The organism is Leifsonia shinshuensis (genome assembly GCF_014217625.1).
GTDB lineage: Bacteria > Actinomycetota > Actinomycetes > Actinomycetales > Microbacteriaceae > Leifsonia > Leifsonia shinshuensis_A.
The window spans coordinates 1,916,834-1,941,812 of the sequence record NZ_CP043641.1 but is presented as its reverse complement, the minus strand read 5'-3'; the positions used below and the strand labels follow the sequence as shown (position 1 = coordinate 1,941,812).

Sequence of the window (24,979 nt, the reverse complement as noted above, 5' to 3'; positions counted from 1 at the left end):
ATTCAGTTGTCGGTGGTGACGGTGCCGCGCACGGAGGCCTTCACGGTGGCGAAGGTCCCGCTGGTGGAGCCCGCCGCGCGGCGGACGATGTAGGGGCCGACGGCCGCCGGGACGATGAACGTCTCGGCGTAGTGGACCCGGAAGGGCGCGAAGGCGCCGGACGGGCTGACCACGTCGACGGCGTCGCCCTCGACGAGGTTGAGCACGTTGACGGTGCCCTCGGTGTCGTGGGCGGCCTCCTCCTCGAACCAGTGCCTGCGCACCTCGAGGAACTCGAGCGCGTGCAGGCCGGTGCGCTCCTCGCGCACCCCGCCCTCGTCGGAGACGGGCTCGACCTGGTCGAGGAGGTTGTCCTGCACCCAGGCCGTGTCGCGGTCCCACTGGATGTTGCGCGCGCCGTGCTCCAGGTGCACGGGCCGCGGGATGCCGTCGAGGCCGACGCGGCCCCAGTCCCAGAGCTTGAAGGTGAAGATGAACGGCGTCGCCGAGATCTCCAGCACCATCGAGTTCGCACCGGAGGCGTGCACCGTGCCGGCGGGGATCGAGAAGTGGTCGTGCTTGCGGGCGGGGAGCACGTTGACGAAGCGCTCCGCCTCGAACGGCGTCTCGGGGTCGGCCGCGGCGTCCAGGGCGCCGAGCATCTCGTCGCGGTCGACGCCCTCCTTCAGGCCGAGGTACACCACGGCGTCGTCGCCGGCGTCGAGCAGGTAGTAGCTCTCGTCCTGCGTGTAGTGCATGCCGAAGGTGTCGAGGATGTAGTCGGTCAGCGGGTGCACTTGAAGGCTCAGGTTGCCGCCCTCCATCGTGTCGAGGAAGTCGAAGCGGATCGGGAACTCGGCGCCGAACCGCGCGAACGTCTTGGCGCCGAGCAGCGCGCGCGGCTGGGTCAGCACCAGGTCCATCGCCGGGACCTCGACCACGCGCCCGTCCGCCGCCAGCAGGAGCGAGTTCTCCTCGGGGACGCAGTCGAAGCACCAGGCGTAGTTGTCGGCCGACGGGTCCAGGTCGAGCCGGTCCTTCATCCACTGGCCGCCCCAGACGCCCGGGTCGAAGAACGGGACGACCCGGAACGGCGCGGTCACCGCGTGCCGCAGCGCGCCGCGGAACGCGTCGCCGGTGATCAGCCCCGCCTCGGAGACGCTCGAGTTCGTGTCGAGCACGAAGTCGACGCGGTCGAACAGGTCGCGCTTGTGGCGGTCGGCCGTGCGCCACTCCACGAAGAAGCCGCGCTTGTACTTGCGGAGGTTGTCCTCGCCGGGGTTCGGGGTGCGCCAGTTGGTCGCCCCCGCGCGCTGCCGGCGCTGGATCTCCCAGCGCGCCAGGTCGGCCAGCACCAGCGTGCTGTGCGGGATCGGCACGAGCGCTGCGCCCCAGCCGACGAGCACGGTCGGCCGGTGCGAGGCCGCCATGGCCGCGCCGAGCGCGTCGAGCTCGGCCGCGATGTAGAACTCGTCCAGCGTGAAGTGGCTCATCACCCCGAAGACGCGGTCGTCCGTGAGGTTCCGCGCGATCATCGCCTCGAGCTGCTCTGCCGGCTTGGCGGCGTCCTCCATGTCGATGACGGTGTACTCCGGCAGTGCCTCGCGCAGCTCGGCGACCAGAGCGGGCACGTCCACGCCGGGGTAGCTGTCGATCGCGATCACCGGCGCGCCCTGTGCGGCGCGCCGGGCGGACTCGTCGAGCTGCCGCCAGGCCGCGCCGCCGTTCCAGATGGTGCTGCCCTCGGGGAGCGGGATGGTCGGCTGCGGGTCGTAGCTGGAGCGGGAGGTCACGGGAGATCCTTTCTGGGTCGGCCGGAGGCCGCGGAGAGGCCGAGCAGCACCGAGTGCTCGGGTTCCGGTGGGGTGAGCAGGGGCGGACGGAACGACGAGGACCAGAGGTGCGCGTGCACGAGGGCGGTCAGGCGGGGGAGCAGCACGTCGGCCGCGCGGAGCGCGCCGCCGGAGACCACGACGACCTCGGGGTCGTAGGCGTGGCACATCGCGACGACGGCCGCGCTCCAGGCGCGGACGTACCGGTCGAAGACCGGTGCGACGGCCGCCGCTGTGCGCCGCTCGATCAGCTCGCGAAGGCCGGGGGCGGAGCCGTCCTCGCGGCGCAGCGCGTCAGCCAGTGCCGGGTCGGCCGCCGCGTCGCGCTGGAGGGCCCAGGTGCTGGCGGCCGCCTCGGCGCAGCCCACGTTGCCGCAGGTGCAGGCCGGGCCGTCGAGGTCCACGGTGACGTGGCCGCCGAGGATGCCCGCGTGGTCGTGCGGGCCGCGCAGCAGCTCGCCGCCGGCGAGGGCGGCGGTGCCGATCCCCGTGCCGAGGGTGACCAGGACCGCGTCCTGCGCTCCCGCGGCGCAGCCGTGGACGACCTCGCCGAGCAGCGCGGCGCGGGCGTCGTTCTCGACCGCCGCAGGGACGCCGAACGCGCGGCGGGACCAGGCGTCGAGGTCGAGCCCGTGCGCCCAGGCGTACTTGCCGTGCGCGGCGACGAGGGAGGCGGTCGAGCGGTCGGCCACGCCGGGAACGGCGATGGCCACCGCGTCGAACGCGGCGCCCATCGCCGCCGACGCCGCCCGAACGGCGTCGAGGTCGCCGCTGCCGCCCGAGTTGGGCAGGGCGGTGGCGGCGAGCACGCGGGAGCCGTCGAGGACGCCGAGCTTGATCTCGGTGCCGCCGAAGTCGATGCACAGGGTGTTCATCGTGGCTCCTCTCGTCGTTGGTATCGTTACCATGGCACACGCCGACGACGGACGTCAACTCGGCGCGGGCCGCGGTCAGGCCCGGGCGACCCGCAGGGGCGTCGGCATCTCGATCGACCGCGGCGGGCCGTCGGGGTGCTCCAGAAGGCGGTCGAACAGCAGGCGCGCCGCCTGCCGACCGAGCTCGCGGGGGTCGTGCATCACGACCGTGACCGGCATCGGCATCAATTCCGCCAGCTCGAAGTCGTCGAAGCTCACGATCGCGGGCAGCGCGCTGCGGTCGCCCTGAGCCATCCGGCCGGAGAGGGCGCGGATCGCGCCGATGGTGTTCCGGTTGTTCGCCGAGAACACCGCGGTCGGCGGGTCGTCCACCGCCAGGAGCTCCACCATCGCCGCGGACGCCGTCTCGACGTCCTGCTGGCCGCGACGGACGAGGGCGGGGTCGACCGGGATGCCGGCCTCCTCGAGCGCCTGCCCGTACCCCTCGAACCGGCGCTGTCCGGTGAAGACGCTGGAGACGTTGCCGAGGTACGCGATCCGCCGGTGGCCGGCGTCGATCAGGGCGGCGGTGCCGCGCCTGGCGCCTCCGACGTCGTCGAGGACGACGGAGTCGGCGGGGACGCCGTCGACCGTACGCGAGGCGAGGACGAGCGGCGCGTCGCGCAGCGACTCCTGCTGCAGGTGTGCGGAGTCGTCGCCGGACGGCACCACGATCAGGCCCTCCACCTGCCGCCCGATGAAGTCGGTGACGAGCTGCCGCTCGCGCCCGATGTCCTCACCGGTGTTGCCGAGCAGGATGCGCCGGCCGTACTGCGCCGCGACCTCCTCGACGCCGAGCGCGAAGTTGCCGTAGTAGGGGTTGCCCAGGTTGGTGATCGCCACGCCGACGAGGCCGCTGGTGTGGCCGGGCCGGAGGCTGCGCGCATTCTCGTTGCGGTGGTAGCCGAGCGCGCGCACGGCCTCCAGCACGCGGTCCTGGACGTCGGGCCGGACGTTCTTCCCGCCGGCGAGCGTGCGCGACACCGTCATGGGACTGACGCCGGCGCGGAGCGCGACCTCGCGCACGGTCGGCTGCTTGGCCGGCCCGTCCGGCAGCGTCTCGGTCATCTCGCTCCTTCGGCGGGGCTGTTCGAACCAACCTATCCAAGCTCTCCCGTCGCGGGCGCCTCGGTGCTACGGTGTCGGTCATTGGTAACGATATCAACACGATATCAGGACAACGCCGTCCTCGCCGAGGCGAGCCGACCGAATGGAGACCCATGCCGTCCCACCCGCTCCACGCCCCCCTGCGCCGCCCCCGCCGCGGCATGCTCCCGACGATCGCCCTTACGGCGGCGGTGGCGGGCGCGCTCTCCGTCGGACTTCTGGGCGCTCCCGCGCTCGCCGCCCAGCCCCCGGCGACGTCGCCCGGCGGCGCCCCCGTCTCGACCCCCGGCAGCGCCCCCGTCTCCGCCCCCATCTCCGCCACCGTCGACCAGCCCCTCACCGACCGGTTCGAGCACTACGGCGACACCGCCGGCCGCTGGACAGGCGCCGACTCCGCCTACAGCGTCCAGCTCCCCGGCGGCGCCGTCGCCTGGCTGTACTCCGACACCTTCCTCGGCGCCGTGAACCCCGACCACTCCCGGCCGGCCGACTCCCCGTTCGTCCACAACTCGATCGTCGTGGACCGCGGCGGCTCGCTCACCACCTACACCGGCGGCACCGCTGCCGCTCCCGCCTCCCTGGTCACGGTGGCCGGCGGCGACGAGCAGCAGGACTGGTACTGGTTCGGCGACGGCACGGTGGAGGGCTCGCACCTGCGGGTCTCGCTACTGCACTTCCGCAAGACCGGGACGGGCTCCTTCGACTTCGCCTACGCGGGCAGCGCCGTCGCGTCCTTCGACCTCCGGTCGATGCGGCTCGAGGGCGTCACCACCCGCCCCGCCGGAACCGTCGAGTGGGGGTCGGCCATCCTCGAGGACGGACCGTGGACGTACGTCTACGGCGTGGAGGACCTCGGGTCGACCAAGTACCTGCATGTCGCCCGCGTCCGCACGAACGGACTGATCCGCGCTCCGTGGCAGTTCTGGGACGGCTCCGGCTGGACGGCCGACGAGACGGCCTCCTCGCGCGTCATGGACGGCGTCGCCAACGAGTTCAGCGTGTCGAAGTTCCAGGGCGGCTACGCGCTCGTCACCAGCGACACCACCGAGATCCTCAGCCCGCACATCGTCCTGTACCGCTCCTCGTCGCCGGTCGGTCCATTCACCGGGAAGACCCCGCTCTACACGACGCCGGAGACCGCGGGCAACGTCTTCACCTACAACGCGAAGGCCCACCCGGAGCTCGGCGACGCGAACACGCTCGTCGTCACGTACAACGTGAACAGCTTCGACACCGCCGACGTGTACCGGAACGTCGACGATTACCGTCCGCGGTACATCGACGTGCGCTTCGCGCACTGATTTGCGGTCTTCGGCTCCGTCCCGTACCCTTGACGGAGCCGAAGACCGCTGGTCGACATGTTCGCATGTTGAGAAGATCCACTCAGGTGGGCGCCCGCGCAGGTGTGTGAAGTGATTCCCGCAGTTCTCTGCGAGTCGAGCTCCGTGCGTCTGCGCCGGAGCTTTTTTCTTTGCCCGCGGTCGAGGACGCACGTCGCTCCCGCGATGTGCGAGAAGACAACCGAGGAGTAGCCATGGCGAACAAGGAAGCCACGGTCGCCGAGCTCGAAGGACTGTTCGAGAGCTCGACCGCCGTTCTGCTGACCGAGTACCGCGGTCTCACTGTTGCTCAGCTCAAGACGCTGCGCAAGTCCATCAGTGAGCACGCGACGTACGCCGTGGTGAAGAACACGCTGACCAAGATCGCGGCCAACAACCAGGGCATCTCGTCGTTCGACGACGAGCTGGTCGGGCCGTCCGCGATCGCGTTCGTGCACGGCGACCCCGTCGCCGTCGCGAAGGCTCTGCGCGACTTCACCAAGGCAAACCCTCTGCTGGTGGTCAAGGGCGGTTACTTCGACGGTAACCCGCTGACCGCAGAAGAGGTAGGCAAGCTCGCCGACCTCGAGTCCCGTGAGGTTCTGCTGGCCAAGCTGGCCGGCGCCTTCAAGGCCTCGCTGTTCGGAGCCGCATATCTGTTCAACGCACCGCTGTCGAAGGCCGTTCGCACGGTCGACGCGCTGCGTGAGAAGCAGGAGTCCGCTGCCTGATCCTCCCCGGATCAGAACGCGGTGAGTAACCACACACACTAAGGAGAAAATCATGGCAAAGCTGTCGACTGACGAGCTGCTCGACGCCTTCAAGGAGCTCACGCTCATTGAGCTCAGCGAGTTCGTGAAGAAGTTCGAGGAGACCTTCGAGGTCACCGCCGCCGCCCCCGTCGCCGTGGCCGCCCCGGCCGCCGGTGGTGCGGGCGCCGCCGCCGAAGAGGTCGAGGAGAAGGACTCCTTCGACGTCGTCCTCGAGGCCGCCGGTGACAAGAAGATCCAGGTCATCAAGGAGGTGCGCGCCCTCACCAGCCTCGGCCTCGGTGAGGCGAAGGCCCTCGTTGACGGCGCGCCGAGCACCGTGCTCGAGGGCGCCAACAAGGAGACCGCCGAGAAGGCGAAGGCTCAGCTCGAAGAGGCTGGCGCCACCATCACCCTCAAGTAGCCGACGCCCCGTCGGGGCTTCTTCTACCGCAGGCTGATACAGCCGATCGCGACGCGGACTCCTTCTGTAACAGAGTGTTCCGCGTTGTGGAGGGCGTCGCCCCCGTAACGGGGCGGCGCCCTCCGTGGTTTAACGGACCGCGGCAGGCCGCAGCGCGGACGCTCACCCCACCAGAGCGTCCGATCGCGCCTGCCCGCGTGCATCGGTGTGCAAGGACGCACAACCGGAAGAAGAAACCACGATGAATACCTGGCGCACGTTCGCCTCCACCCTGCGCGGACTCGGGGCCGCGCTCCTGCACGGTGACGACCGCGACAGCGGCGCCCACCCGCCGGATCTGTACCGCAGGACCCTCCTGTACGACCGGTACCTGCGGTAACCCGAAACCCATCCGAAGCGCCCCCGTCCTCCACGGACGGGGGCGCTTCGCCGTCCGCTAGGGTCGACGGGTGGACAGTGAGCACGAGGCGCGCGTCGCCTACGACCTGGTGGCCGAGGACTACGCGGCCCTGCTGGAGGGCGAGCTGGAGAACCTGCCGCTCGAGCGAGCGATGCTGACCGCGTTCGCCGAGCAGGTCGCAGCCGACGGCGGGGGAGCGGTGGCCGACCTCGGCTGCGGCCCCGGCCGCGTGTCCGGCTTCCTCGCGGGCATCGGCGCGGACGTGCGCGGCGTCGACCTGTCGCCCGGGATGATCGAGGTCGCCCGGCGCGACCACCCCGGCATCCCGTTCGAGGTTGGCTCGATGGCGGCCCTGCCGTTCCGGGACGGCGAACTCGCCGGCGCTCTGGCCTGGTACTCGATCATCCACATCCCGCAGGACCGCCAGGACGCCGTGTTCGCCGAGTTCGCCCGCGTCGTCCGCCCGGGAGGCCGGCTGCTGCTCGGCTTCCAGGTGAGCGAGCGGGGCGACGAGGACATCGTGCACCTGACGCAGGCCTATGGGCACGAGCTCGACCTGCGCACCCGGCGGCAGTCGCCCGCGCGGGTGAAGGCCCGCCTGGCGACGGCCGGCTTCACGCCCCTGGCGGAGCTCGTCCGGGAGCCGCTGACGCCGGAGAAGTCCCGGCAGGCCTTCCTGCTGGCTCAGCGCAGGGCGGACTCGGCCTCGGAGGCGGCGGCCTCTTCCTGAGCCGAGTGCGCGCGCACCCGCCCGCGCACCAGGAACCAGCCGCCGACGAGCAGCGGCACGACGACCACGACGGCCGTTCCGACCGTGATCGTGCCCATCGGCCAGTCGAGCAGGATCAGCACCCCGACCACCCCGAGGAAGCCGAGCGTCAGGTAGCTGGTGAACGGCGCCCCCGGCATGTGGAAGGACGGTCGCGCGACCTTCCCGGCCTTCGCCAGTGACCGCAGCTTGAGCTGGCAGACCACGATGATCGCCCAGGTCCAGAGCAGCCCGATGGAGGTCAGGTTGATCCCGACCTCGAACGCGTCGCCCGGCATGACCAGGTTCAGGCCGACGCCGACCAGTGCGACCGCGCCGGTGATGAGGATTCCGCCGTACGGCACGCCTGCCGTGTTCATCCGGAGCGCGAACCGGGGCGCCGCGCCGCGCAGGGCCAGCGACCGGGCGATGCGGCCCGTGGAGTAGAGGCCCGCGTTGAGGGATGACAGTGCGGCGGTCAGCACGACGAGGTTCATGACCGCGTCGGCGCCGTCCACGCCGATCGAGGAGAAGAACGTCACGAACGGGCTCTCGTCCTTCTTGAACGCGGTGTAGGGCAGCAGCAGCGAGAGCAGCAGCACGGATCCCACGTAGAAGAGCACGATCCGCACCAGGATGGTGTTGATCGCGCGCGGCATCGTCTTCTCCGGGTTCTCGGTCTCGCCCGCGGCGGTCCCGATCAGCTCGATCGCGCCGTACGCGAAGACCACGCCCTGGACGACGAGGATCAATGGCAGGAATCCTTGCGGGAAGAGCCCGCCGTTGTCGGCCAGCAGCGCGAAGCCGGGCGTGCGGCCGTCGACCGGGGTTCCGAAGACGACGAACGCGATGCCGATCACGAGGAAGGCGACGAGCGCGACGACCTTGATCAGGGCGAACCAGAACTCCAGCTCGCCGAACACCTTCACCGAGAGCAGGTTGAGCAGGAGCACCACGGTCAGGGCGATCAGCGCGAACACCCACTGCGGGATCTCGGCCAGGACCGGGACGTACTTGCCGAAGAAGTGCATGTAGAGGGCGACGGCCGTGACGTCGACGATGCCGATCATGCCCCAGTACATCCAGTACATCCAGCCGGTCACGTAGGCGAGCTTCTCGCCGAAGAACTCGCGGGCGTAGGAGACGAACGACCCCGAGTCCGGGCGGTGCAGCACGAGCTCGCCGAGCGCCCGGAGGATGAGGTAGGCGAAGACGCCGCAGATCGCGTAGACCACCAGGAGGCCGGGGCCGCCGTCGTGCAGGCGCCCGCCGGCTCCGAGGAAGAGCCCGGTCCCGATCGCGCCGCCGATGGCGATCATCTGGATGTGCCGCCGCTTGAGGCCCTTGTGGTACGCGCCGTCGCCGGCCGGATCGGAGGAGGTCATCCGGCGATTCAACCAGGTGAGGTGTCAGATTCCGGACGGCCTTGATTTATATAGTCCAGCTATATATAATTGTCTGCGTGACCAAGACCCTGCCCACCGAACCCAGCACCGACGTCAATACCGACACCACCCGTCTCCGCCAGACCCTCGGCGACCTCGTCGTCGCGAGCCACCGCCTCACCCGGCTGGCCGCGCGCGTCACCGGGAGCACCGAGTCTCCGGCGACCTGGCGCACGCTGAGCGTGCTGCAGTCGGTCGGTGCGATGCGGCTCGGCGAGCTGGCCTCGCAGAGCCGGGTGTCGCAGCCGACGATGACCAAGCTCGTGCGCAACCTCGTGGAGTCGGAGTGGGTGAAGCGCATCGCCGACGTCGACGACGCCCGCGCCTGGCAGATCGCGATCACCCCGAAGGGCGCCGCGGCGCTGCAGGACTGGCGCGACACCCTGTCCGAGGCCCTCGTGCCGATGTTCGCGGACCTCCGCGACGACGAGCTGGCCGCCATGCGGGCCACCGTCGAGATCATCGCGTCCCGTGTGGACCTGTCGGCCGCGGCGTCGGCCGCGATCGACGGCCGCTGACGACTTCATCCAATCGTTCACTCTTCTCTCCCCACAGACCTAGGAGGCCTCACCCGTCCATGTCCCATCAGAAGCCGGACAACATCCTCAAGCAGCCGACCGCCGTCTGGGCCGTCGCGTTCGCCTCGGTCATCGCCTTCATGGGCATCGGCCTGGTCGACCCGATCCTCCCGGCCATCGCCGCGAGCCTGCAGGCGACCCCGACGCAGACCGAGATGCTCTTCACGAGCTACCTGCTGATCACGGGTGTCGCGATGTTCTTCACCAGCTGGATCTCCAGCCGCATCGGCGCCAAGCGCACCCTCCTGATCGGCCTCGCGCTGATCGTGGTGTTCGCGCTCGCGGCCGGGCTGTCGCAGAACGTGGCCTCGATCATCGGGTTCCGCGCGGGCTGGGGCCTGGGCAACGCGCTGTTCATCTCCACCGCACTGGCGACCATCGTCGGCGCGGCGGCGGGCGGGACGTCGGCGGCGATCATCCTCTACGAGGCCGCGCTGGGCCTCGGCATCGCGATCGGCCCGCTGCTCGGCGGCCTGCTCGGCAGCTGGAGCTGGCGCGGACCGTTCTTCGGCACCGCGACCCTGATGGCCATCGGCTTCATCGCCATCGTGGTGATGCTCAAGAAGAACCCCGAGAAGCCGGTTCCGACGAAGCTCTCGGCGCCGTTCCGCGCTCTCGGCCGGCCCGCGCTCGGCTTCCTCGCCGCGGCCGCGCTGTTCTACAACATCGGCTTCTTCGTCCTGCTGGCCTACACGCCGTTCGCCCTGGCCGACCTCGGCATCAAGGACGCGATCACGCTCGGCCTGATCTTCTTCGGCTGGGGCGTCGCGCTCGCGGTCACCTCGGTCTGGGTGGCGCCGCTGCTGACCGCGCGGATGCCGCGGACCCGCGTGCTCTGGCTGATCATGCCGCTGCTGGCGATCGACCTCGCCGCCGCCGGGCTCTTCGTCGCCTCGATGGCTGCGCTGATCGTGTGCGTGATCGTTGGCGGTCTGCTGCTCGGCATCCTGAACACGGTGCTCACGGAGTGCGTGATGGAGGCCACCGACCTGCCTCGCTCGGTGGCGTCGAGCGCCTACTCCGGCGTCCGGTTCCTCGGCGGCGCCATCGCCCCGCCCGCGGCCACGCTGCTGGCGGGCCTGTTCGCCCGGTCCACCCCGTTCTATGCCGGCGCGATCTCGGTCCTGATCGCCGCCGCCCTGGTGATGATCGGCCACAAGCACCTCAAGCGCGTCGACGCCCCGCACGAGACCCTGGAGCAGGAGGCCGAAGTCCTGGCGCTGGCCGACGCGGATTGACCTGAACCGGTTCAAACGACGAAGAGCCGCCCTGTCCTAGTCAGGGCGGCTCTTCCCGTACGCGCCGGAGCGTCGGTACGGACGGACTGTCGGCGGTCGATCGTGCCTACCCGAAAGGCGCGATCGGCCAACGGCCGCATGACCCATTGTTTCAGATCAGCGGACGAGGATCGTACATATCCGACCGATTCGTGCAAATCCGCAACGATTTCTCCGCCGCGTGTGTGAACTCGCAGGAGTCAGCGCGGCGGCGCGGTCGACGTGCGCAACACCAGGTGCGCGGCCGAGCGCACCGAACCGGCCCGCGGTTCCCCACCGCCGAGCTCGTCCAGGAGGATGCGCGTCGCCGCGGCGCCCTGCTCGAACGGGCTCTGCGCCATCGTCGTGAGCCCGAAGCACTCCGAGAAGTCGTGGTCGTCGATGCCGATGACGGACAGGTCGTCCGGCACGCGCAGCCCGTGGTCGCCCGCCGCGAGGATGGCGCCCATCGCCATCTCGTCGGAGCCGGCGAAGACCGCCGTCGGCCGCGGGCCCGGCCGGTCGAGCAGCCGGTTCATCGCCGCGCGGCCCTCCGGCAAGGAGAACCCGCCGGGGATGACCCACTCCGGGCGTACCGGCAGGTGCGCCGACCGCATGGCCTTCTCGAAGCCGCGCAGCCTCCCGAGCGGCACGTTGCTGTTGAGGCCTTCCTCGTCCTCGCCGCCCAGGTGGGCGATCTCGGTGTGGCCGAGCGCGATGAGGTGGTTCGTCGCCTCCTTGGCCGTGGCCTTCTCGTCGATCCCCACGCTGCGCAGCCCCTTGACCGGGCCGCCGACCACGATCGTCGGGTGTCCGAGCGAGGCCAGCTGCTCGCGCTCGTCCGGCGTGAAGTCCAGGCACAGCGCCAGCAGCGCGTCCGTGCGCTTGCGCAGGATGCTGCGGTGGAAGACCCGCTCCCGGTCGCCGCGATGGCCGCCCAGGTTGAACAGGATCATGTCGTAGCTGGCCGACCGCAGTTCCGCGTCGACGCCCTCCAGGACCTGTGTGTAGAACCAGCGGCTGACCGACGGCACGACCACCCCGAGCGCCAGGGTGCGCCCGCTGGCGAGCCCCGACGCGCTGGACGACGCGACGTAGCCGAGCTCGTCCGCGGCGCGGCGCACCGCAGCGCGCGTCGTGTCCGACACGTTCGGGAGCCCCCGTAGCGCCCGCGAGACCGTCGCCGTGGAGACTCCGGTCGCGCGCGCGACCTCCTCGATGCCTGCCATGCTCCCCCCGTCAGGAGTTCTGGCCCGCTCGCGCCTCCTCCGCCCGCAGGCGCGCCGCCGCGATACGGCGCCGCGCCTGCAGCAGAGCGATGAAGACGACCACGAGCACGAGCGACACCAGCGCCCACGCGAGGGCGGGCTGGCCGGTGAGCTCGCAGACGGCCGTGATGATCACGAACGCCACCCCGAAGAAGCCGACGAACCCCAGACCGAGGTCGACGAACTCCTGCGGGTCGTTCCTGCGCATCCGATCAGCCCTTCACTCCACCTGCCGTGAGGCCCGCGACGATCCGGCGCTGGAAGATCAGCACCAGGATGATGAGCGGGACGGTCACGATCGTACCGGCCGCCATGATGGCCGTGTACGGCTCCTGGTGCGGCTGGCTCCCGGTGAACGAGGCGATGGCGACCGTCACCGGCTGCGTCGCGTCGCTGGAGAGCTGGCTGGAGATCAGGAACTCGTTCCAGGACGAGATGAACGCCAGGATCGCGGTCGTGAACACGGCCGGCGCCGCCAGCGGCAGGATGATCTTCCGGAACGCCTGCGCCTGCGTGCAGCCGTCGATCCGCGCCGCCTCCTCCAGGTCCCACGGCATCTCGCGGAAGAACGAGACGAGCGTGTAGACCGTCAGCGGCAGGGCGAAGGAGATCTCCGGGATGATCAGCGCCTGGTACGTGCCCATCCAGCCGATGTTCGTGAACAGCTGGAACAGCGGGGTGATGAGCGCGACGCCCGGGAACATCGATGCGGCGAGGATGATGCCGAGGATGATGCCCTTGAACTTGAACTCCAGGCGGGCGAGCGCGTACGAGGCGAAGATGCCGACGACCAGGGAGATCACCGTGACGCAGACGCCGATGAACAGCGAGTTCAGCAGCGCCTGGCCGAGGTGGTTGCCGAGGTTGGTGGACAGCGCGGTCACGTAGTTGTCGAACGTGACGTGGGTGAACCAGGGCGTGTTGTCGCTGGTGTACCCGACGTCGCGGAACGACGTCACGACCATCCAGTAGAACGGCAGCAGGCACCACAGCACGATCACCAGCGCCTGCACGAGCGTGCGGGTCATCTGGTTGCGGTTGCGGGACTTGGTGCGGTTCTTGGTGCGCGTGCGCGGGAGGGCGTTCGCCTCCGCGGTGGCCGATGCGGGCCCGGCGACGGTGGTCATCCCTTCGCTCCCTTCGCTTGCGTCTCCTGCGTTCGGACCACGTTCGTGCCGAGGAACCGCACGAAGATGAACGCGACCAGGAAGATCAGGATGAACGTGATCGTGGAGAGGGCGGCAGCGCTGTTGAAGCCCTGCCTGATCTGATCGACCACGAGGATGGACAGCGTCGTCGTCGCATGGCCTGTGCCGCCGCCGCCGCCTGTCAGGATCTGCGGCAGGTCGTAGATGCGGAGCGCGTCGAGCACGCGGAACAGGACCGCGACCATCAGCGCCGGCTTCAGCAGCGGCATCGTCACGCGCCAGAATCGCTGCCACGTGCTCGCGCCGTCCATCTTCGCCGCCTCGTAGACGTCCTCCGGGATGATCTGGAGGCCGGCCAGGATGAGCAGCGCCATGAACGGCGTCGTCTTCCAGGTGTCGGCGATGATGACCGCGAACCGCGACGCCCATTCGTCGCTCGTCCAGAGGATGTGCGCGTTGAGCACGGCGTTGGCGACGCCGGCGACCGAGAAGATGAAGAACCACAGCTTCGCGGTGACGGCGGTGGGGATCGCCCACGGGATCAGGATGGCCGCGCGGACGAAGCCGCGGCCGCGGAAGGCGCGGTTCATGATGAGCGCGAACCAGAGGCCGAGGACGGTCTCGAGGACCACGGTGGTGATGGTGAAGAAGAAGGTGACCCCGACGGCGCTCCAGAAGGTGGAGCCGAGGTTTCCGGGCGGGCACGAGACGGTGGTCCCGTTCGGGCCGGCGCACTGCTGGAACAGCCAGTGGGCGTAGTTCTGGAATCCGGCGAAGCCGCCCTGGACGAAGAGGCCCGTCGCGGGGTCGAGGCCCGCGTCCTTCTGGAAGGACATCACGACCGCGCTGACGATCGGGTAGCCGATGACGATGGCCAGCAGGATCAGCGTGGGGATGATGAGGTAGAAGGCCCAGCGGCTCTGCTGGCGGCGGTTGTGCTTGACTCCGGCGCGCTGCTCAGGCGGCCTGTTCTTCGTTGATGAGGGGGCGACGACGTTCGACGTTGACATGTGCGGCCTCCGGGGAGAAAGCGATGTGTGGGGGAGCCGGGCGGCGGGAAGGATCCCGCCGCCCGGCGACCGTGATGGGCCTTACTGGCCCGAGCTCGCGGTCTTGATGGCCGCGGACATGTCCTTCAGCGCCTGGTCGACCGACTTGTCGCCCTTCAGGGCGGCGTAGGCGTTGTCCTGAACGGCCTTGGTGATGGCCGGGTAGAACGGCGAGACGGGACGCGGGACCGCGTTCTCGATCGACGTCTTCAGGGTGGACAGGTAGGGCAGCTGGCTGTTCAGGCCGGCGTCGTCGTACAGCGAGCTGAGGACCGGTGCGAGCGAGCCCTGCGTCACGAAGAACTTCTGGGTCTCTTCGCTCTGCAGGAACTGCAGGAACGCGAACGCGGTCGCCTTGTGCTTGCTGTAGACGCTGATGGCGGCGTTGTGACCGCCCAGGCTGGAGACGCCCGGCTTGTCAGCGGTCACACCCGGCAGCGGGGCGATGCCGAAGGTGTCCTTCACCGTCGACGAGCCGTCGGTCTTGGCCAGGTTGTAGACGTACGGCCAGTTGCGCAGGAACATCAGCTTGCCGGCCTCGAACGCCTGGCGGCCCTGCTCCTCCTGGTAGGTGATGGCCTCGGCCGGGATCTGGCCGTTCTTGAAGCCGTCCACCAGGCGGGTCAGACCCGCGTTGGCCTGCGAGCTGTCGACGGTGACGGTCTTGCCGTCGTCGCCGACGATGGTGCCGCCGTTGGTGTTGATGGCCTCGGCCACGTTCACCGTCAGGCCCTCGTACTGGGCGAACTGACCGGCGTAGCAGCCGATGCCCTTCGCCTTGGCGACGTCGCAGTCCTTGAGCATCTCATCCCACGTCTTGGGCGGGCTGGAGACCAGGTCCTTGCGGTAGTACAGGATGCCGCCGTCGGAGGTCTGCGGCGCCGCGTACTGCGTGCCGTTGTAGGTTCCCGACTTGACCGTCGGAGCCAGCAGCTTCGAGTTGTCCATCTTGAAGTTGCCGGTCAGCGGCTGGAGCCAGCCCTTCGCGGCGAACTCACCGGTCCACACGACGTCGACATCGACCACGTCGTAGTTCGGGTCCTTCGCCTGGAAGTGCTGCACGAGGTCGTCGTGCTGCTGGTCGGCCTGGTCGGTCTGCTCCTTGAAGGTGACCTTCTCGCTGGGGTGTGCTGCGTTCCACTTGTCGATCAGGGGGCGGACGACGTTGGAGTTGTCCTTGCCCTGCACGTAGGTGATGGGGCCCTTGCTGTCGAGGTTCGCGTTGGCGTCTCCGCCCCCGCTGCCTCCTGAACCGCCGCCGGTGCATCCCGCAAGTGCGAGGCCGGCGAGGGCGACTCCTGCGATCACGGAGAGACGTGCTGCTTTCATTTCACTCCTCGTTGAGCTCTTGGTGCAGGCGCGGGTGCGCCCGGGCTCAACGTACTCCGGGGATTCATTCTGTGCAAGCGTTTACGTCAAGCGCTTGCATTGCGATTCGGTCACGGTCGCTTCTACCCACGAGCGGGGGGACGCAGCGCCTGAGCGTGACGTGTGGCGCACGGTGTCTGACCGTGGAGTATCATGCGCTGGAATGAAACGGAGCCAGCCATGCCGGAATCCACGATCGACGCCGCGCTGACCCTGCTCGCGCAGGGCAGGGACGTCCTCCTCGTCGGCGACGACGGGTCGGGCAAGACCTGGTGCCTGGGCCAGCTCGCCGGCGCGCTGCGCACGCGCGGGAACGACGCGGTCCTGGTGTCCGCCCGCTCCGGGTCGGCCGCCGACCCGCTCGCGCCCTTCGCGACCACGACGGTCCCGGTGGGAGCACCGGCCGGCGCCGCGGACGGCGCGGCGGTGGAGCGCCTCGTCGCCGCGTTCGCCGACGAGCTGAGCGGGCCGCGGAGCCGGGTCCTGGTCGATGACCTGGACGTCCTGGAGGCGCCGGCCGTCGCGGTGCTGCGCGCCGTCCTCGACCGCTCCGGCGCCCGGCTGGTGGCGACGGCGGGGCGCTGCAGCGTCGCGATCGGGGGAGCGCAGCGTCCCTTCGCCTGGCTGCTCGCCGAGCGCGCGCCCGCTGACGTGGCCGTCCCCCCGCTGTCGTTCGAGGCGATGTCCCGGTTCGTCGCGGCCCGGCTGCGTGGCCGGCCGGACGCCGAGCTGGTCGTCTCGCTCAGCGCGCACTCCGGCAGCAACCCGCGCGTCGCCGCCGCACTGGTCGACGTCGCGGTCGCCACCGGCGCCGTCGGGCAGCGCGACGGGCTCTGGTCGGAAGTGGGATCGCTCGAGGAGGCGTCGGCCGCCTCCGTCGTCCACGCCCTCACCGGGCGGCTCAGCCCCGAGGAGCAGAGCGCCCTCGAGCTGCTCGCCTGGGCCGGCCCGCTGCCCCCGCGCGAGCTCGACCGGCTCGTGGACCCCGCGGTCCTGCTGAGCCTGAACCAGCGCGGGCGGCTGTCCTGGAGCTACGCGGAGGTCGGCCACGACGCCAGGGTCAGCCCTCCCGCGCTGTCCCGCGGCCTGCGCGAGCAGCTCACGCCCGAGCGCCGCTATCGCCTGGTCGAGACCGTGGAGCGCACCTTCGGCGCCGACTTCGTGCCCGACCGTGCGGCGAGCTCGATCGACCCGTTCGTGGTGAGCGGGCTGGACAGCGACGACTACTGGCGCTGGTCGGCGGAGTTCGCCGGCCAGGTGAAGGAGCGGGTGGCCGTGCGCGAGGCGGCGGCCCGCGCGCTGTGGCTCGAGCTCCCCACGGTGGAGAACGCCTGCGCGTACTTCCGGACGCTGACGGTCCAGCGGCCCGGCGAGACGCTGGGGCGGATCTTCGCGGACACGGTCCTCGGCGACAGGGACTCGGTCACCGCCCGCCTCCAGTTCTCCCTGTACGAGCTGCAGTGGCGGATCTGGAGCGGCGAGGGCGACGGGATCCCGGCGTGGCTGGACGGCCTCGGCGCGCGCCTCGGCGCGAAGGCCTCGTTCGTCCGCAAGGTGTACGAGACCATCCACCTCCACACCGACAAGGTCCCGCTCACGCCCGAGCTCATCGCGCGGCTGAGCGAGCCGGGGACGAGCGACTACGAGAACACCTGGGCGACCCTCCTCGGCGTCGCGCTGCTGCTGGAGTCCGGCAACCCGGAGGACGCGCTCGAGCGGATCGACACCCGCAGCGGGCTGGTCGAGGGCACGATCGCGTCGATCCACGTCGACTTCCTCCGCACGGAGGCCCTGCTCGCCCTCGGCCGGCTGGAGGACGCGGAGGAGTGGTCCCGGCGCTGCGCCGAGCACGCCTACGACCAGCTCAGCCCGCTCGGCTTCCAGTTCCACGCCCTCGGCGTCGCGCAGACGCTGGTCCAGCGCGGCCGCCTCGAGGCGGGCTGGCGCGCGCTGAGCACCGGGCTGCGGCTCGGCAGCGGTGGCCCGTTCGCCATCCCGCAGCCCCCGCTGCTGCTGCTCGGCGCGATCATCCAGGCGCAGTTCGGCGACCTGGAGCTGGCCAGGGCGCTGATGGCGGAGGGCGAGCGGGCGAGCACCCTGCACCTCCCGCCTCACCCCTCGCGGGTCGAGCTGGCGCACGCCGCGATCCGCAGGGCGGAGGGCGACCTCGCCGGGAGCGACACCCTGCTCTGGGAGGTCGGAGCGGCGGAGGCGGCGCTCGGCCACCTGGCGACGGCGTGCATGTTCTGGGCCGACCTGACGGAGGTCACGGCGGAGCAGGCGGTCGAGATCGCCGCGGTGATGGACCGCATCGACAGCCCGCTCCACCACGCGGTCTTCGACGTGAAGGTGGCGATGGGGTCGGGCGACGAGCAGCGGATCGCGACCGCGCTGGACCGCTCGGGCGAGCTGATCTCCCCGCAGCTGGCGGCCGCGGCCGTGGAGGCGATCGACCGGCTGCGCGCCGCCTCCGGCCGGGAACCCCTGGACGACGGGGCGCGCACCGCCCTGATCGGGGACCATCGGCACCGCTTCGACCAGGACAGGGGCGGCGAGCTCCTCTCGGACCGGGAGCGGGAGGTCGCCATCCTCGCGAAGGCCGGGCTCAGCAACCGCGACATCGCGCACCGGCTGTTCGTGAGCGTCCGCACGGTCGAGAACCACATGCACCGCCTCCTGAAGAAGCTGGGCTACGCCAACCGCCGGCAGCTCCGCGACGAGTGGAACCCCGACCTGTAGGGCTCCGACCGCTCACCCGGCACTCAAACCGGGGAGCGGCCCCCGCATCCTGACAGCTCCGCTGGTTCCATCGAAGTACTCCCGCACACCCGGCAGGAGTACAGCCACCCGGCAGGAGCACGAACATGTCAGACACACCACTCGCACCCACCCCATCCGCCCGGCGGACCGCACGCCGCCGCCGGGCCTCCGTCCCGCAGCTCGTCCTGGCGGCGCTGCTCACCGGCCTCGCCGTCGCGCTCGTCGTGCTGCTCGAGCGGGCCGTCCAGCTGGAGGCGCACCTCTTCGCGCAGGCCATCCCGACCGTGCTCGGGGCGTCAGCCGCGCTCGGCGAGCACGCCACCATCACGGTCGGCGCCGGCGGCCCGATGCTCTTCTCGATGAGCATCGGCCTCGCCTGCAGCATCGTCCTGCTGCTCGTGCCGTTCCTGCTCATCGCCGCCGCGCTGCTGGCCACCGGCCGGATCAGCGTGCTGCGCGCCCTGTTCGCCGTCGCAATCGGCGCCGTGCTGCTGGAGGTCGTCAACACCGTCCGCGTCCTCGTCATCGCCGCGCTGACCCTCGGCGACGGCGTCAGCGGGTTCGGCTGGGGCCACACGCTGGTCGGCTCCGTGATCGTGCTGGCCGGCCTGCTGCTGACCACCGCGGGGATGCTCTGGATCGCCGCCCGCGGCCGCAAGGGACAGGCGGTGACCGCGTGAACCACCAGCTCCTCCTCGACATCTCGATCATCTTCTCGCTGGTGGCCGGCACGGTCTTCCTCGGCTACGTCGTCACGATCATCCTGCCGTTCGTCCGGCGCAAGCCGGAGGAGATGGGCGACCCGGCGGCCTACGACTGGCACTTCGTCGTGCCGTGCCGCGACGAGGAGGCCGTGATCGGCGAGACCATCGCCTACCTCCGCGAGACCTTCCCCGCAGCCACCGTCTGGGTCGTCGACGACGACTCGGAGGACGCGACCGCCGCGATCGTGCGCGAGGCCGCCGCGGAGCTCGGCGGCGTCGAGCTGATCCAGCGCCGACGCCCGAACGCCCGCATCGGCAAGGCCCACGCCCTGAACCACGCCTGGTCGATCATCCGGGAGACCATCCCGGCCGACGAGCGCGACAGCACGATCCTCGCCGTCGTGGACGCCGACGGGCGCCCCTCCGCGAACCTCCTCGAGGTCGCGGCCGGCCCCGAGCTGTTCGGCACGCCGAAGATCGGCGCCGTCCAGGTCGAGGTGCGGATGTCCAACCGCGTCGAGGCGACGCCGCTGCCGAACCGCGGCCGGCTGGCGAACCTGCTGGCGCGCACCTTCGTGCGGATGCAGGATCTGGAGTTCCGCGGCCCGATCTCCGCCATCCAGATGAGCCGCCGCTACACCGGAACGGTCAACGTCGGAGGCAACGGCCAGCTGACCCGGCTCTCCGCGCTGGACGACATCGCCGAGGGTGAGGGCCCGTGGCGCGGATCGCTGCTGGAGGACTTCGAGCTCGGACTGCACTTCCTCCTCGGCGGCTGGAAGAACGCGTACACGACGGCGGCCTGGGTCGACCAGGAGGCGCTGTACTCGCTGCGCCGGTACATCGTCCAGCGCGCCCGCTGGTCGCAGGGCACCATGCAGTGCTTCCGCTACCTCCCGAAGATCTGGGGCAGCTCACGCCTCGGCAACCTCGGCGCGATGGAGCTCAGCTACTTCCTGATGCAGCCCTGGGTGCAGGTGCTCGGCACGATCCTGTACCCGGTCCCGCTGATCGCGATGATCGTCAACGCCGCCTCCGACCCGTACGGCATGGTGGACTGGCTCGCCCACGGCGGCGCCTGGCTGCTGGCCGTGTACCTCGTCGTCGGCGTCGGCGAGTTCGCGATCTGGGGAGTCCTCTACCGGCTGCGCTGCGAGCCGGAGGCCACCTGGCGCGCCGCCCTCGGCTGGGGCCTGGGCTACCTCGTGTACGTCTACCTGATCTATGTGATCGCGTGGCGCGCGGTCATCCAGCTGGTCCGCCGGCAGACCGGCTGGGCGAAGACCATCCGCAACGCGGAGACGGTGGAGGCGGGACAGCTCGTCTCGCGCACCAGCTGACAGAGTTCCGGCGGCGTGCTCGGGTGCCGCCGCCGGCACCGGCCCCTCCGGGTGGGGGCCGACCCGAGAGCCCCGGTCGTCGTTCGGGTACGACGGCCGGGGCTTCTTCGCGCGCTCGGAGCGCCTGCGGGCGGGCCGGCCGAGGACCACTCAACCGCCGCTCAGCAAGACATCCCAGACCCACAATGTCCAATTTCAGACGGGAGGATCGAGTCATCGCACTTCCGTGCGACTCATCCGAAAAGCCCGGTCACCCGCCGGAACACCCGACCTGTGAAAGGACCTTCCCCATGAAGACCACCAGAAGACTGCTCGCCGGAACCGGCGCGCTCGTCGCGACCGCCGCGATGACCATCCTGACCCCGCTCGCCGCCCAGGCCGCGGACCCGGCCGCGAACGGCACGGTCGTCCTGAACGGCGACTTCGCCGGCACGGCGGCCCCGCTGAAGGCGCCCTATGCCGGAAAGGTCACCGCGAGCGCGTCGAACGGCGTCAAACTCACCGGGTCCGCGCAGAGCATGATGGCCGAGCTGACCGCTCAGGCGAACTGCATGCCGGCCGTCTCCGCGATCGGAAGGATCGTCGACTGCGGGACCTTCACCGAGACCCTCACCTTCGACGCGCCGGTGACGGAGCCCATCCTGAAGCTGATCAGCTTCGGCTGGGGCGTCAAGAACGCGGACGGTCTCGAGGTGAGGGGCTGGGCCGAGCCGCGTATCGCCCAGATCGACGGCAAGCCCGCGCCGGCCGTCGCGCCGCTCGCGGCGGCCTCCGGCACGGGAGCCGGCTGGAAGGACAACACCCTGACGACCGACGGCGCGGGCCTGGTCGGAGCGCCCGCCAACGCAGGCACCATGGCCGACGTCCAGCTCCCCGGAGCCGTCACCTCGGTGACCTTCGTCCACGACCTCAAGGCGGTCAAGACGGCGGGCCCGGTGAACTCGACCGCGACGTCGCCGCAGAGCTCGGCCGTGTCCATCGGCCTGTCGCGGGAGATCACCCCGGTGACGGCGACGATCTCGGCGAAGGACGACGACGCGAAGACCGCGACGCTCACCGGAAAGGGTGAGCCGGGCGCGACGATCACCGTCGGCACGCCGAACGGCCCGAAGACCGCCACCGTCGCCGCCGACGGCACGTGGTCGGTGGACCTCGACGGCCTCGCCGAGGGGAAGAACGACCTGACGGTGTCCCAGCCGGTGAAGGACCAGAACGGCACGACCGTGACCTCCACCGCCGATGTCGCCGTGACGATCGACGTGCCGGCCCCGGCCGAGCCGCTGACCGCTCAGGTCGACTCGAAGGACGACGACGCCAGGACCGCGGTGATCTCGGGCACCGGCACGCCGGGCGCGACCGTGACCGTCACGACGCCGACCGGTCCGGCGGACACCACTGTGCAGGAGGACGGCACCTGGTCGCTGGAGGTCTCGGGCCTCGCCGAGGGCCAGAACGACCTCACCGTGACCTCGGGCGACGAGTCCGCCGACGTGAGCGTGATCATCGCGGTGCAGGAGGTCCCGGTGCTGCTGGGCCTGGCCGGCGCCGGCGTGCTCGGCGCGACCGGCGCGGTGATCGGCCGCCGCAAGCGCGCGCGGAAGTAACGCCTCCCGCTCGAAGCAAGGCCCCGGCCGTCGCCGCCACGTCGACGACCGGGGCCTTCGCCCCGCCGACCGCAGCCGGGTCCCCGGCAGCACTCATCGGTCACTCACCGGGGCGGCTCGGCCCCGCAATCTGAAATCTCGGCCGAAAGAATTGCAGTGTCGTGGCCCGCAGGACGACACCACCCGCACCCGGAACCACCCGCACCACCGCACCCGAGAAGGAGTACACATGACCACCCGCACCCGTTCCGTCGCCGCCCGCTCCGGCGACATCGCCGTCGTCCTCGGCACCCGCCCCGAGATCATCAAGCTCGCGAGCGTCGTCCGCGCCCTCGGCCCCCGTGCCCGCGTCGTGCACACCGGCCAGCACTGGGACGACAGCATGGCCGGGCGGTTCTTCACGGACCTCGGCATCGGCGAGCCGCACATCCGCCTGTCCGGCATGAGCGGCAAGGGCCGTCCCGAGCAGGTCGCCGAAGGGATCGCGGAGCTCACCGCGCACTTCCGCGCGGACCGTCCCGCCGCCGTGATCGTGCAGGGCGACACCAACTCGACCTCGGTCGGCGCCCAGGCGGCGTCCTACCTCGACATCCCGGTCATCCACGTCGAGGCCGGGCTGCGCTCCCACGACCGCGCGATGCCCGAAGAGCTCAACCGGCTCGTGGTCGGCGCGCTCGCCGAGCTGCACTGCGCGGCGACCGCCGCCAACCGGGACAACCTGCTCCGCGAGGGCGTGCCGGCCGAGCGGATCGCGGTCACCGGCAACACGGTCGTCGAGGCCACCATCGCCTCCCTGGAGGCTGCGGCGCCCGCCCAACGTGCGGAGACCGGACGGCCACTGGTGCTCGCCACCGTCCACCGCCCGGAGAACACCGACGACCCGGAGGCGCTGCGCCGCGTCCTCGAGGGGCTGCGCCGGATCGAGGCGGACGTCGTCCTCGCCCTCCACCCGCGCACCGAGGCCGCCGCGAACCGCTGGGGCCTCGCAGGACTGCTGGACGCCTTCGACGTGCGCCGCGGCCTCGGCCACGGCGACTTCCTCGCCCTCGCGAGCGTCGCCGACCTGATCGTCTCCGACTCCGGCGGCGTGCAGGAGGAGGTCACGGTGCTGGGGAAGCCGCTCCTCGTCGTCCGGCGCTCCACCGAGCGCCCCGAATCCATCGACGCCGGGTTCGCCCGGCTCGTGACGCCGGGGGAGGACATCGCCGCCGCGGCGGCCGGCGTCCTCTCCCAGCCCGGTCTGCGTTCGCGCCTGGCCGCGACCCCGTCGCCGTACGGCGACGGACGCGCCGGCGCGCAGATCGCCCAGGCGGCCCTGCGGCTCGCGGACGCCGCCTGAGACAACCGACCGTCCCAGAAAGGACACAGCACATGAAGAAGACCCGTCTGACCATCGGCGGCGCGGGGATCACCGCCGCCGCCCTGGCCCTCCTGGTCCCGTCGGCCGCCAACGCGGTGGTACCCACGCCCGACGGCACCGTCGCTGCGACCAGCGCCTTCACCGGGACGAGCGCGTCGCTCGCCGCCCCGCTCAGCGGGACCCTGACCGTCGACGCGCCCGGCGCCCAGAAGGTCTCCCCGAGCGGGAACTCCCTCCGGAGCATCCCCGACCCGGTCGCGAACTGCGTGACGTCGGGCACGAAGGTCGGTGAGGTCGTCCGCTGCGGCACCTACACGCAGACGTTCACGTTCTCCACGCCCGTCAGCGACCCGGTGCTCCGATTCGGGACCGGCAGCGGCAACAGCTCGACCGTCCGCACGTGGGTGCAGCCGAAGGTCACCGGGGTGAACGGCTCGCCCGCGCCCGCGCTGTCCCTCGTGAACGGCTCGGATCCGGCGTGGAGCTGGGCGGCCAACACGCTGAGCGTCGATGTCGCGGCCGTCCTCGCAGCGCCGGACACCGCGATGCTCAACACGACGGCGAACGTGCAGCTCAACGGCGCGGTGTCCTCCGTCACCGTCAGCTACGACTGGGACGCGACCCGGCTGACCGCCGGCACGGTCGTCAACCCGGACGTCGGCGGCCTCACCGCGCGTTTCCTCCGCGCGATCGAGCCGGTCACCGTCACCGTCTCGGCGAAGGACGACGACGCGAAGGCCGCGACGCTCACCGGAAAGGGTGAGCCGGGCGCCACGATCACCGTCAGCACGCCGAACGGCCCGAAGACCGCCACTGTCGGCCCGGACGGCACCTGGTCGGTGGACGTCGACGGCCTCGCCGAGGGCGCCAACGCGTTCACGGCCGTGCAGGAGAAGACCGACAGCACCGGAGCCACGGTCACCTCGTCCGCCGACACGTCGGTGACGATCGACGCGGCCGACGTGCCCACGCCGCTGACCGCGCAGGTCGACTCGAAGGACGACGACGCCAAGACCGCGGTGATCTCGGGCAACGGGACGCCGGGCGCGACCGTGACCGTGACCACTCCGACCGGTCCCGCGGACACCACCGTGAAGGAGGACGGCACCTGGTCGCTGGAGGTCTCCGGGCTGGCCGAGGGCCAGAACGACCTCCCGGTCACCTCGGGCGACGAGTCCGCCGACGTGACGGTGATCATCGCCGCGCAGGAGGTCCCGGTGCTGCTGGGGCTCGCCGGAGCGGGTGTGCTCGGCGCCGGCGGCGTCGTGATCGGCCGCCGCAAGCGCTCCGCGCAGAAGTAGTCCGCCTCCCGGCCCCCACTCGACAACGATCCGACTCGCCAACGAACCTCAGGAGAAACGACATGTACGGAACCGGCAACCCCTTCGGCCCCCTCGGTGGCGGCGGCGCCCTGCTCGGCGGCGGCGCGCTCGCCTCGACGGGCTTCGACAGCGTGACCCCGATGGTGATCGCAGCGATCGCGGTCGTCGCCGGGCTGTTCCTGCTCCGCTCCCAGTGGGTGCGGAGGGCGCAGCACGCCGAGGCCGCCGCGCTCGACGCGGCGTGATCGGCGGCTAGCCACCAGACCGGAGGCGGGCGGAAGGGCATGGGGCCTGCCGCCCGCCTC

General features: G+C 70.9%; 23 protein-coding genes. 14 read left to right on the top strand and 9 right to left on the bottom strand.

Annotated features, from left to right (window positions below):
* Positions 1-2 precede the first annotated feature (2 nt).
* The 3 genes from F1C12_RS09290 to F1C12_RS09280 form a co-directional block, all read right to left on the bottom strand.
* Complete coding sequence (locus F1C12_RS09290; RefSeq protein ID WP_185278459.1) at positions 3-1,772, bottom strand: class I mannose-6-phosphate isomerase; 1,770 nt, start codon at positions 1,770-1,772, stop codon at positions 3-5.
* On the bottom strand, positions 1,769-2,686 hold the full coding sequence (locus F1C12_RS09285) for an ROK family protein (protein ID WP_185278458.1): 918 nt from the start codon (positions 2,684-2,686) through the stop codon (positions 1,769-1,771). Before F1C12_RS09285 ends, F1C12_RS09290 begins: the two co-directional genes overlap by 4 nt.
* Before the next feature lie 75 nt (positions 2,687-2,761).
* The gene (locus F1C12_RS09280) at positions 2,762-3,793 is read right to left on the bottom strand and encodes a LacI family DNA-binding transcriptional regulator (RefSeq protein ID WP_185278457.1); all 1,032 of its coding nucleotides are present in this window, start codon (positions 3,791-3,793) and stop codon (positions 2,762-2,764) included.
* A gap of 152 nt (positions 3,794-3,945) precedes the next feature.
* Here F1C12_RS09280 and F1C12_RS09275 point away from each other — a divergent pair, with 152 nt between their 5' ends.
* The 5 genes from F1C12_RS09275 to F1C12_RS09255 all read left to right on the top strand — a co-directional run bounded on the left by F1C12_RS09275 (position 3,946) and on the right by F1C12_RS09255 (position 7,454).
* Positions 3,946-5,133 carry a DUF4185 domain-containing protein gene (locus F1C12_RS09275; RefSeq protein WP_219732698.1) on the top strand — a complete coding sequence of 396 codons (1,188 nt, stop codon included), beginning with the start codon at positions 3,946-3,948 and terminating at the stop codon, positions 5,131-5,133.
* Between the two features lie 233 nt (positions 5,134-5,366).
* Entirely contained in the window at positions 5,367-5,882 is a 516-nt protein-coding gene (gene rplJ, locus F1C12_RS09270) for a 50S ribosomal protein L10 (protein WP_055917683.1), read from the top strand.
* 52 nt (positions 5,883-5,934) lie between these two features.
* Positions 5,935-6,324, top strand: coding sequence for a 50S ribosomal protein L7/L12 (gene rplL, locus F1C12_RS09265; RefSeq protein ID WP_185278456.1), 390 nt, complete (start codon positions 5,935-5,937; stop codon positions 6,322-6,324).
* Positions 6,325-6,565: 241 nt separating this feature from the next.
* Positions 6,566-6,703 (top strand): hypothetical protein, encoded by a 138-nt coding sequence (locus tag F1C12_RS09260; protein WP_179607953.1) that lies wholly within the window; start codon positions 6,566-6,568, stop codon positions 6,701-6,703.
* 70 nt (positions 6,704-6,773) lie between these two features.
* A complete protein-coding gene (locus F1C12_RS09255; RefSeq protein WP_258046200.1) occupies positions 6,774-7,454 on the top strand; it encodes a class I SAM-dependent methyltransferase in 681 nt (226 codons plus the stop codon).
* Here the strand turns inward: F1C12_RS09255 and F1C12_RS09250 are convergent.
* Complete coding sequence (locus F1C12_RS09250) at positions 7,409-8,857, bottom strand: amino acid permease (RefSeq protein WP_185278455.1); 1,449 nt, start codon at positions 8,855-8,857, stop codon at positions 7,409-7,411. The two genes, F1C12_RS09255 and F1C12_RS09250, sit on opposite strands and share 46 nt — an antisense overlap.
* Before the next feature lie 77 nt (positions 8,858-8,934).
* On the opposite strand from F1C12_RS09250, the gene F1C12_RS09245 reads away from it, so the two are divergent.
* Entirely contained in the window at positions 8,935-9,435 is a 501-nt protein-coding gene (locus F1C12_RS09245) for a MarR family winged helix-turn-helix transcriptional regulator (protein WP_258046199.1), read from the top strand.
* A 59-nt stretch (positions 9,436-9,494) separates the two neighbouring features.
* Positions 9,495-10,733 (top strand): MFS transporter, encoded by a 1,239-nt coding sequence (locus tag F1C12_RS09240; RefSeq protein ID WP_185278454.1) that lies wholly within the window; start codon positions 9,495-9,497, stop codon positions 10,731-10,733.
* Positions 10,734-10,972: 239 nt separating this feature from the next.
* Here the strand turns inward: F1C12_RS09240 and F1C12_RS09235 are convergent, their stop codons facing one another.
* The 5 genes from F1C12_RS09235 to F1C12_RS09215 form a co-directional block, all read right to left on the bottom strand.
* Positions 10,973-11,980, bottom strand: coding sequence for a LacI family DNA-binding transcriptional regulator (locus F1C12_RS09235; protein WP_185278453.1), 1,008 nt, complete (start codon positions 11,978-11,980; stop codon positions 10,973-10,975).
* Positions 11,981-11,990: 10 nt separating this feature from the next.
* Positions 11,991-12,227 (bottom strand): hypothetical protein, encoded by a 237-nt coding sequence (locus F1C12_RS09230; protein WP_185278452.1) that lies wholly within the window; start codon positions 12,225-12,227, stop codon positions 11,991-11,993.
* 4 nt (positions 12,228-12,231) lie between these two features.
* A complete protein-coding gene (locus F1C12_RS09225; RefSeq protein ID WP_185278451.1) occupies positions 12,232-13,146 on the bottom strand; it encodes a carbohydrate ABC transporter permease in 915 nt (304 codons plus the stop codon).
* Positions 13,143-14,177, bottom strand: coding sequence for a carbohydrate ABC transporter permease (locus tag F1C12_RS09220; RefSeq protein ID WP_185278450.1), 1,035 nt, complete (start codon positions 14,175-14,177; stop codon positions 13,143-13,145). Before F1C12_RS09220 ends, F1C12_RS09225 begins: the two co-directional genes overlap by 4 nt.
* Before the next feature lie 81 nt (positions 14,178-14,258).
* Positions 14,259-15,545, bottom strand: coding sequence for an ABC transporter substrate-binding protein (locus F1C12_RS09215; protein WP_185278449.1), 1,287 nt, complete (start codon positions 15,543-15,545; stop codon positions 14,259-14,261).
* Positions 15,546-15,764: 219 nt separating this feature from the next.
* On the opposite strand from F1C12_RS09215, the gene F1C12_RS09210 reads away from it, so the two are divergent.
* The 7 genes from F1C12_RS09210 (at position 15,765) to F1C12_RS09180 (ending at position 24,919) form a co-directional block, all read left to right on the top strand.
* Positions 15,765-18,323, top strand: a complete 2,559-nt coding sequence (locus tag F1C12_RS09210; protein WP_185278448.1) for a helix-turn-helix transcriptional regulator — start codon at positions 15,765-15,767, stop codon at positions 18,321-18,323.
* A 125-nt stretch (positions 18,324-18,448) separates the two neighbouring features.
* Positions 18,449-19,024, top strand: coding sequence for an exosortase/archaeosortase family protein (locus F1C12_RS09205; protein WP_185278447.1), 576 nt, complete (start codon positions 18,449-18,451; stop codon positions 19,022-19,024).
* Entirely contained in the window at positions 19,021-20,388 is a 1,368-nt protein-coding gene (locus tag F1C12_RS09200; RefSeq protein WP_185278446.1) for a glycosyltransferase family 2 protein, read from the top strand. The genes F1C12_RS09205 and F1C12_RS09200 overlap by 4 nt, the downstream gene beginning before the upstream one ends.
* Before the next feature lie 290 nt (positions 20,389-20,678).
* Positions 20,679-21,992: an Ig-like domain-containing protein gene (locus F1C12_RS09195; protein WP_185278445.1), complete on the top strand. Its 1,314-nt coding sequence runs from the start codon at positions 20,679-20,681 to the stop codon at positions 21,990-21,992.
* 229 nt (positions 21,993-22,221) lie between these two features.
* Positions 22,222-23,331 carry a non-hydrolyzing UDP-N-acetylglucosamine 2-epimerase gene (gene wecB / locus F1C12_RS09190; protein ID WP_185278444.1) on the top strand — a complete coding sequence of 370 codons (1,110 nt, stop codon included), beginning with the start codon at positions 22,222-22,224 and terminating at the stop codon, positions 23,329-23,331.
* Positions 23,332-23,363: 32 nt separating this feature from the next.
* Entirely contained in the window at positions 23,364-24,653 is a 1,290-nt protein-coding gene (locus tag F1C12_RS09185; protein WP_185278443.1) for an Ig-like domain-containing protein, read from the top strand.
* 62 nt (positions 24,654-24,715) lie between these two features.
* Complete coding sequence (locus tag F1C12_RS09180) at positions 24,716-24,919, top strand: hypothetical protein (protein WP_185278442.1); 204 nt, start codon at positions 24,716-24,718, stop codon at positions 24,917-24,919.
* Positions 24,920-24,979 lie beyond the last annotated feature (60 nt).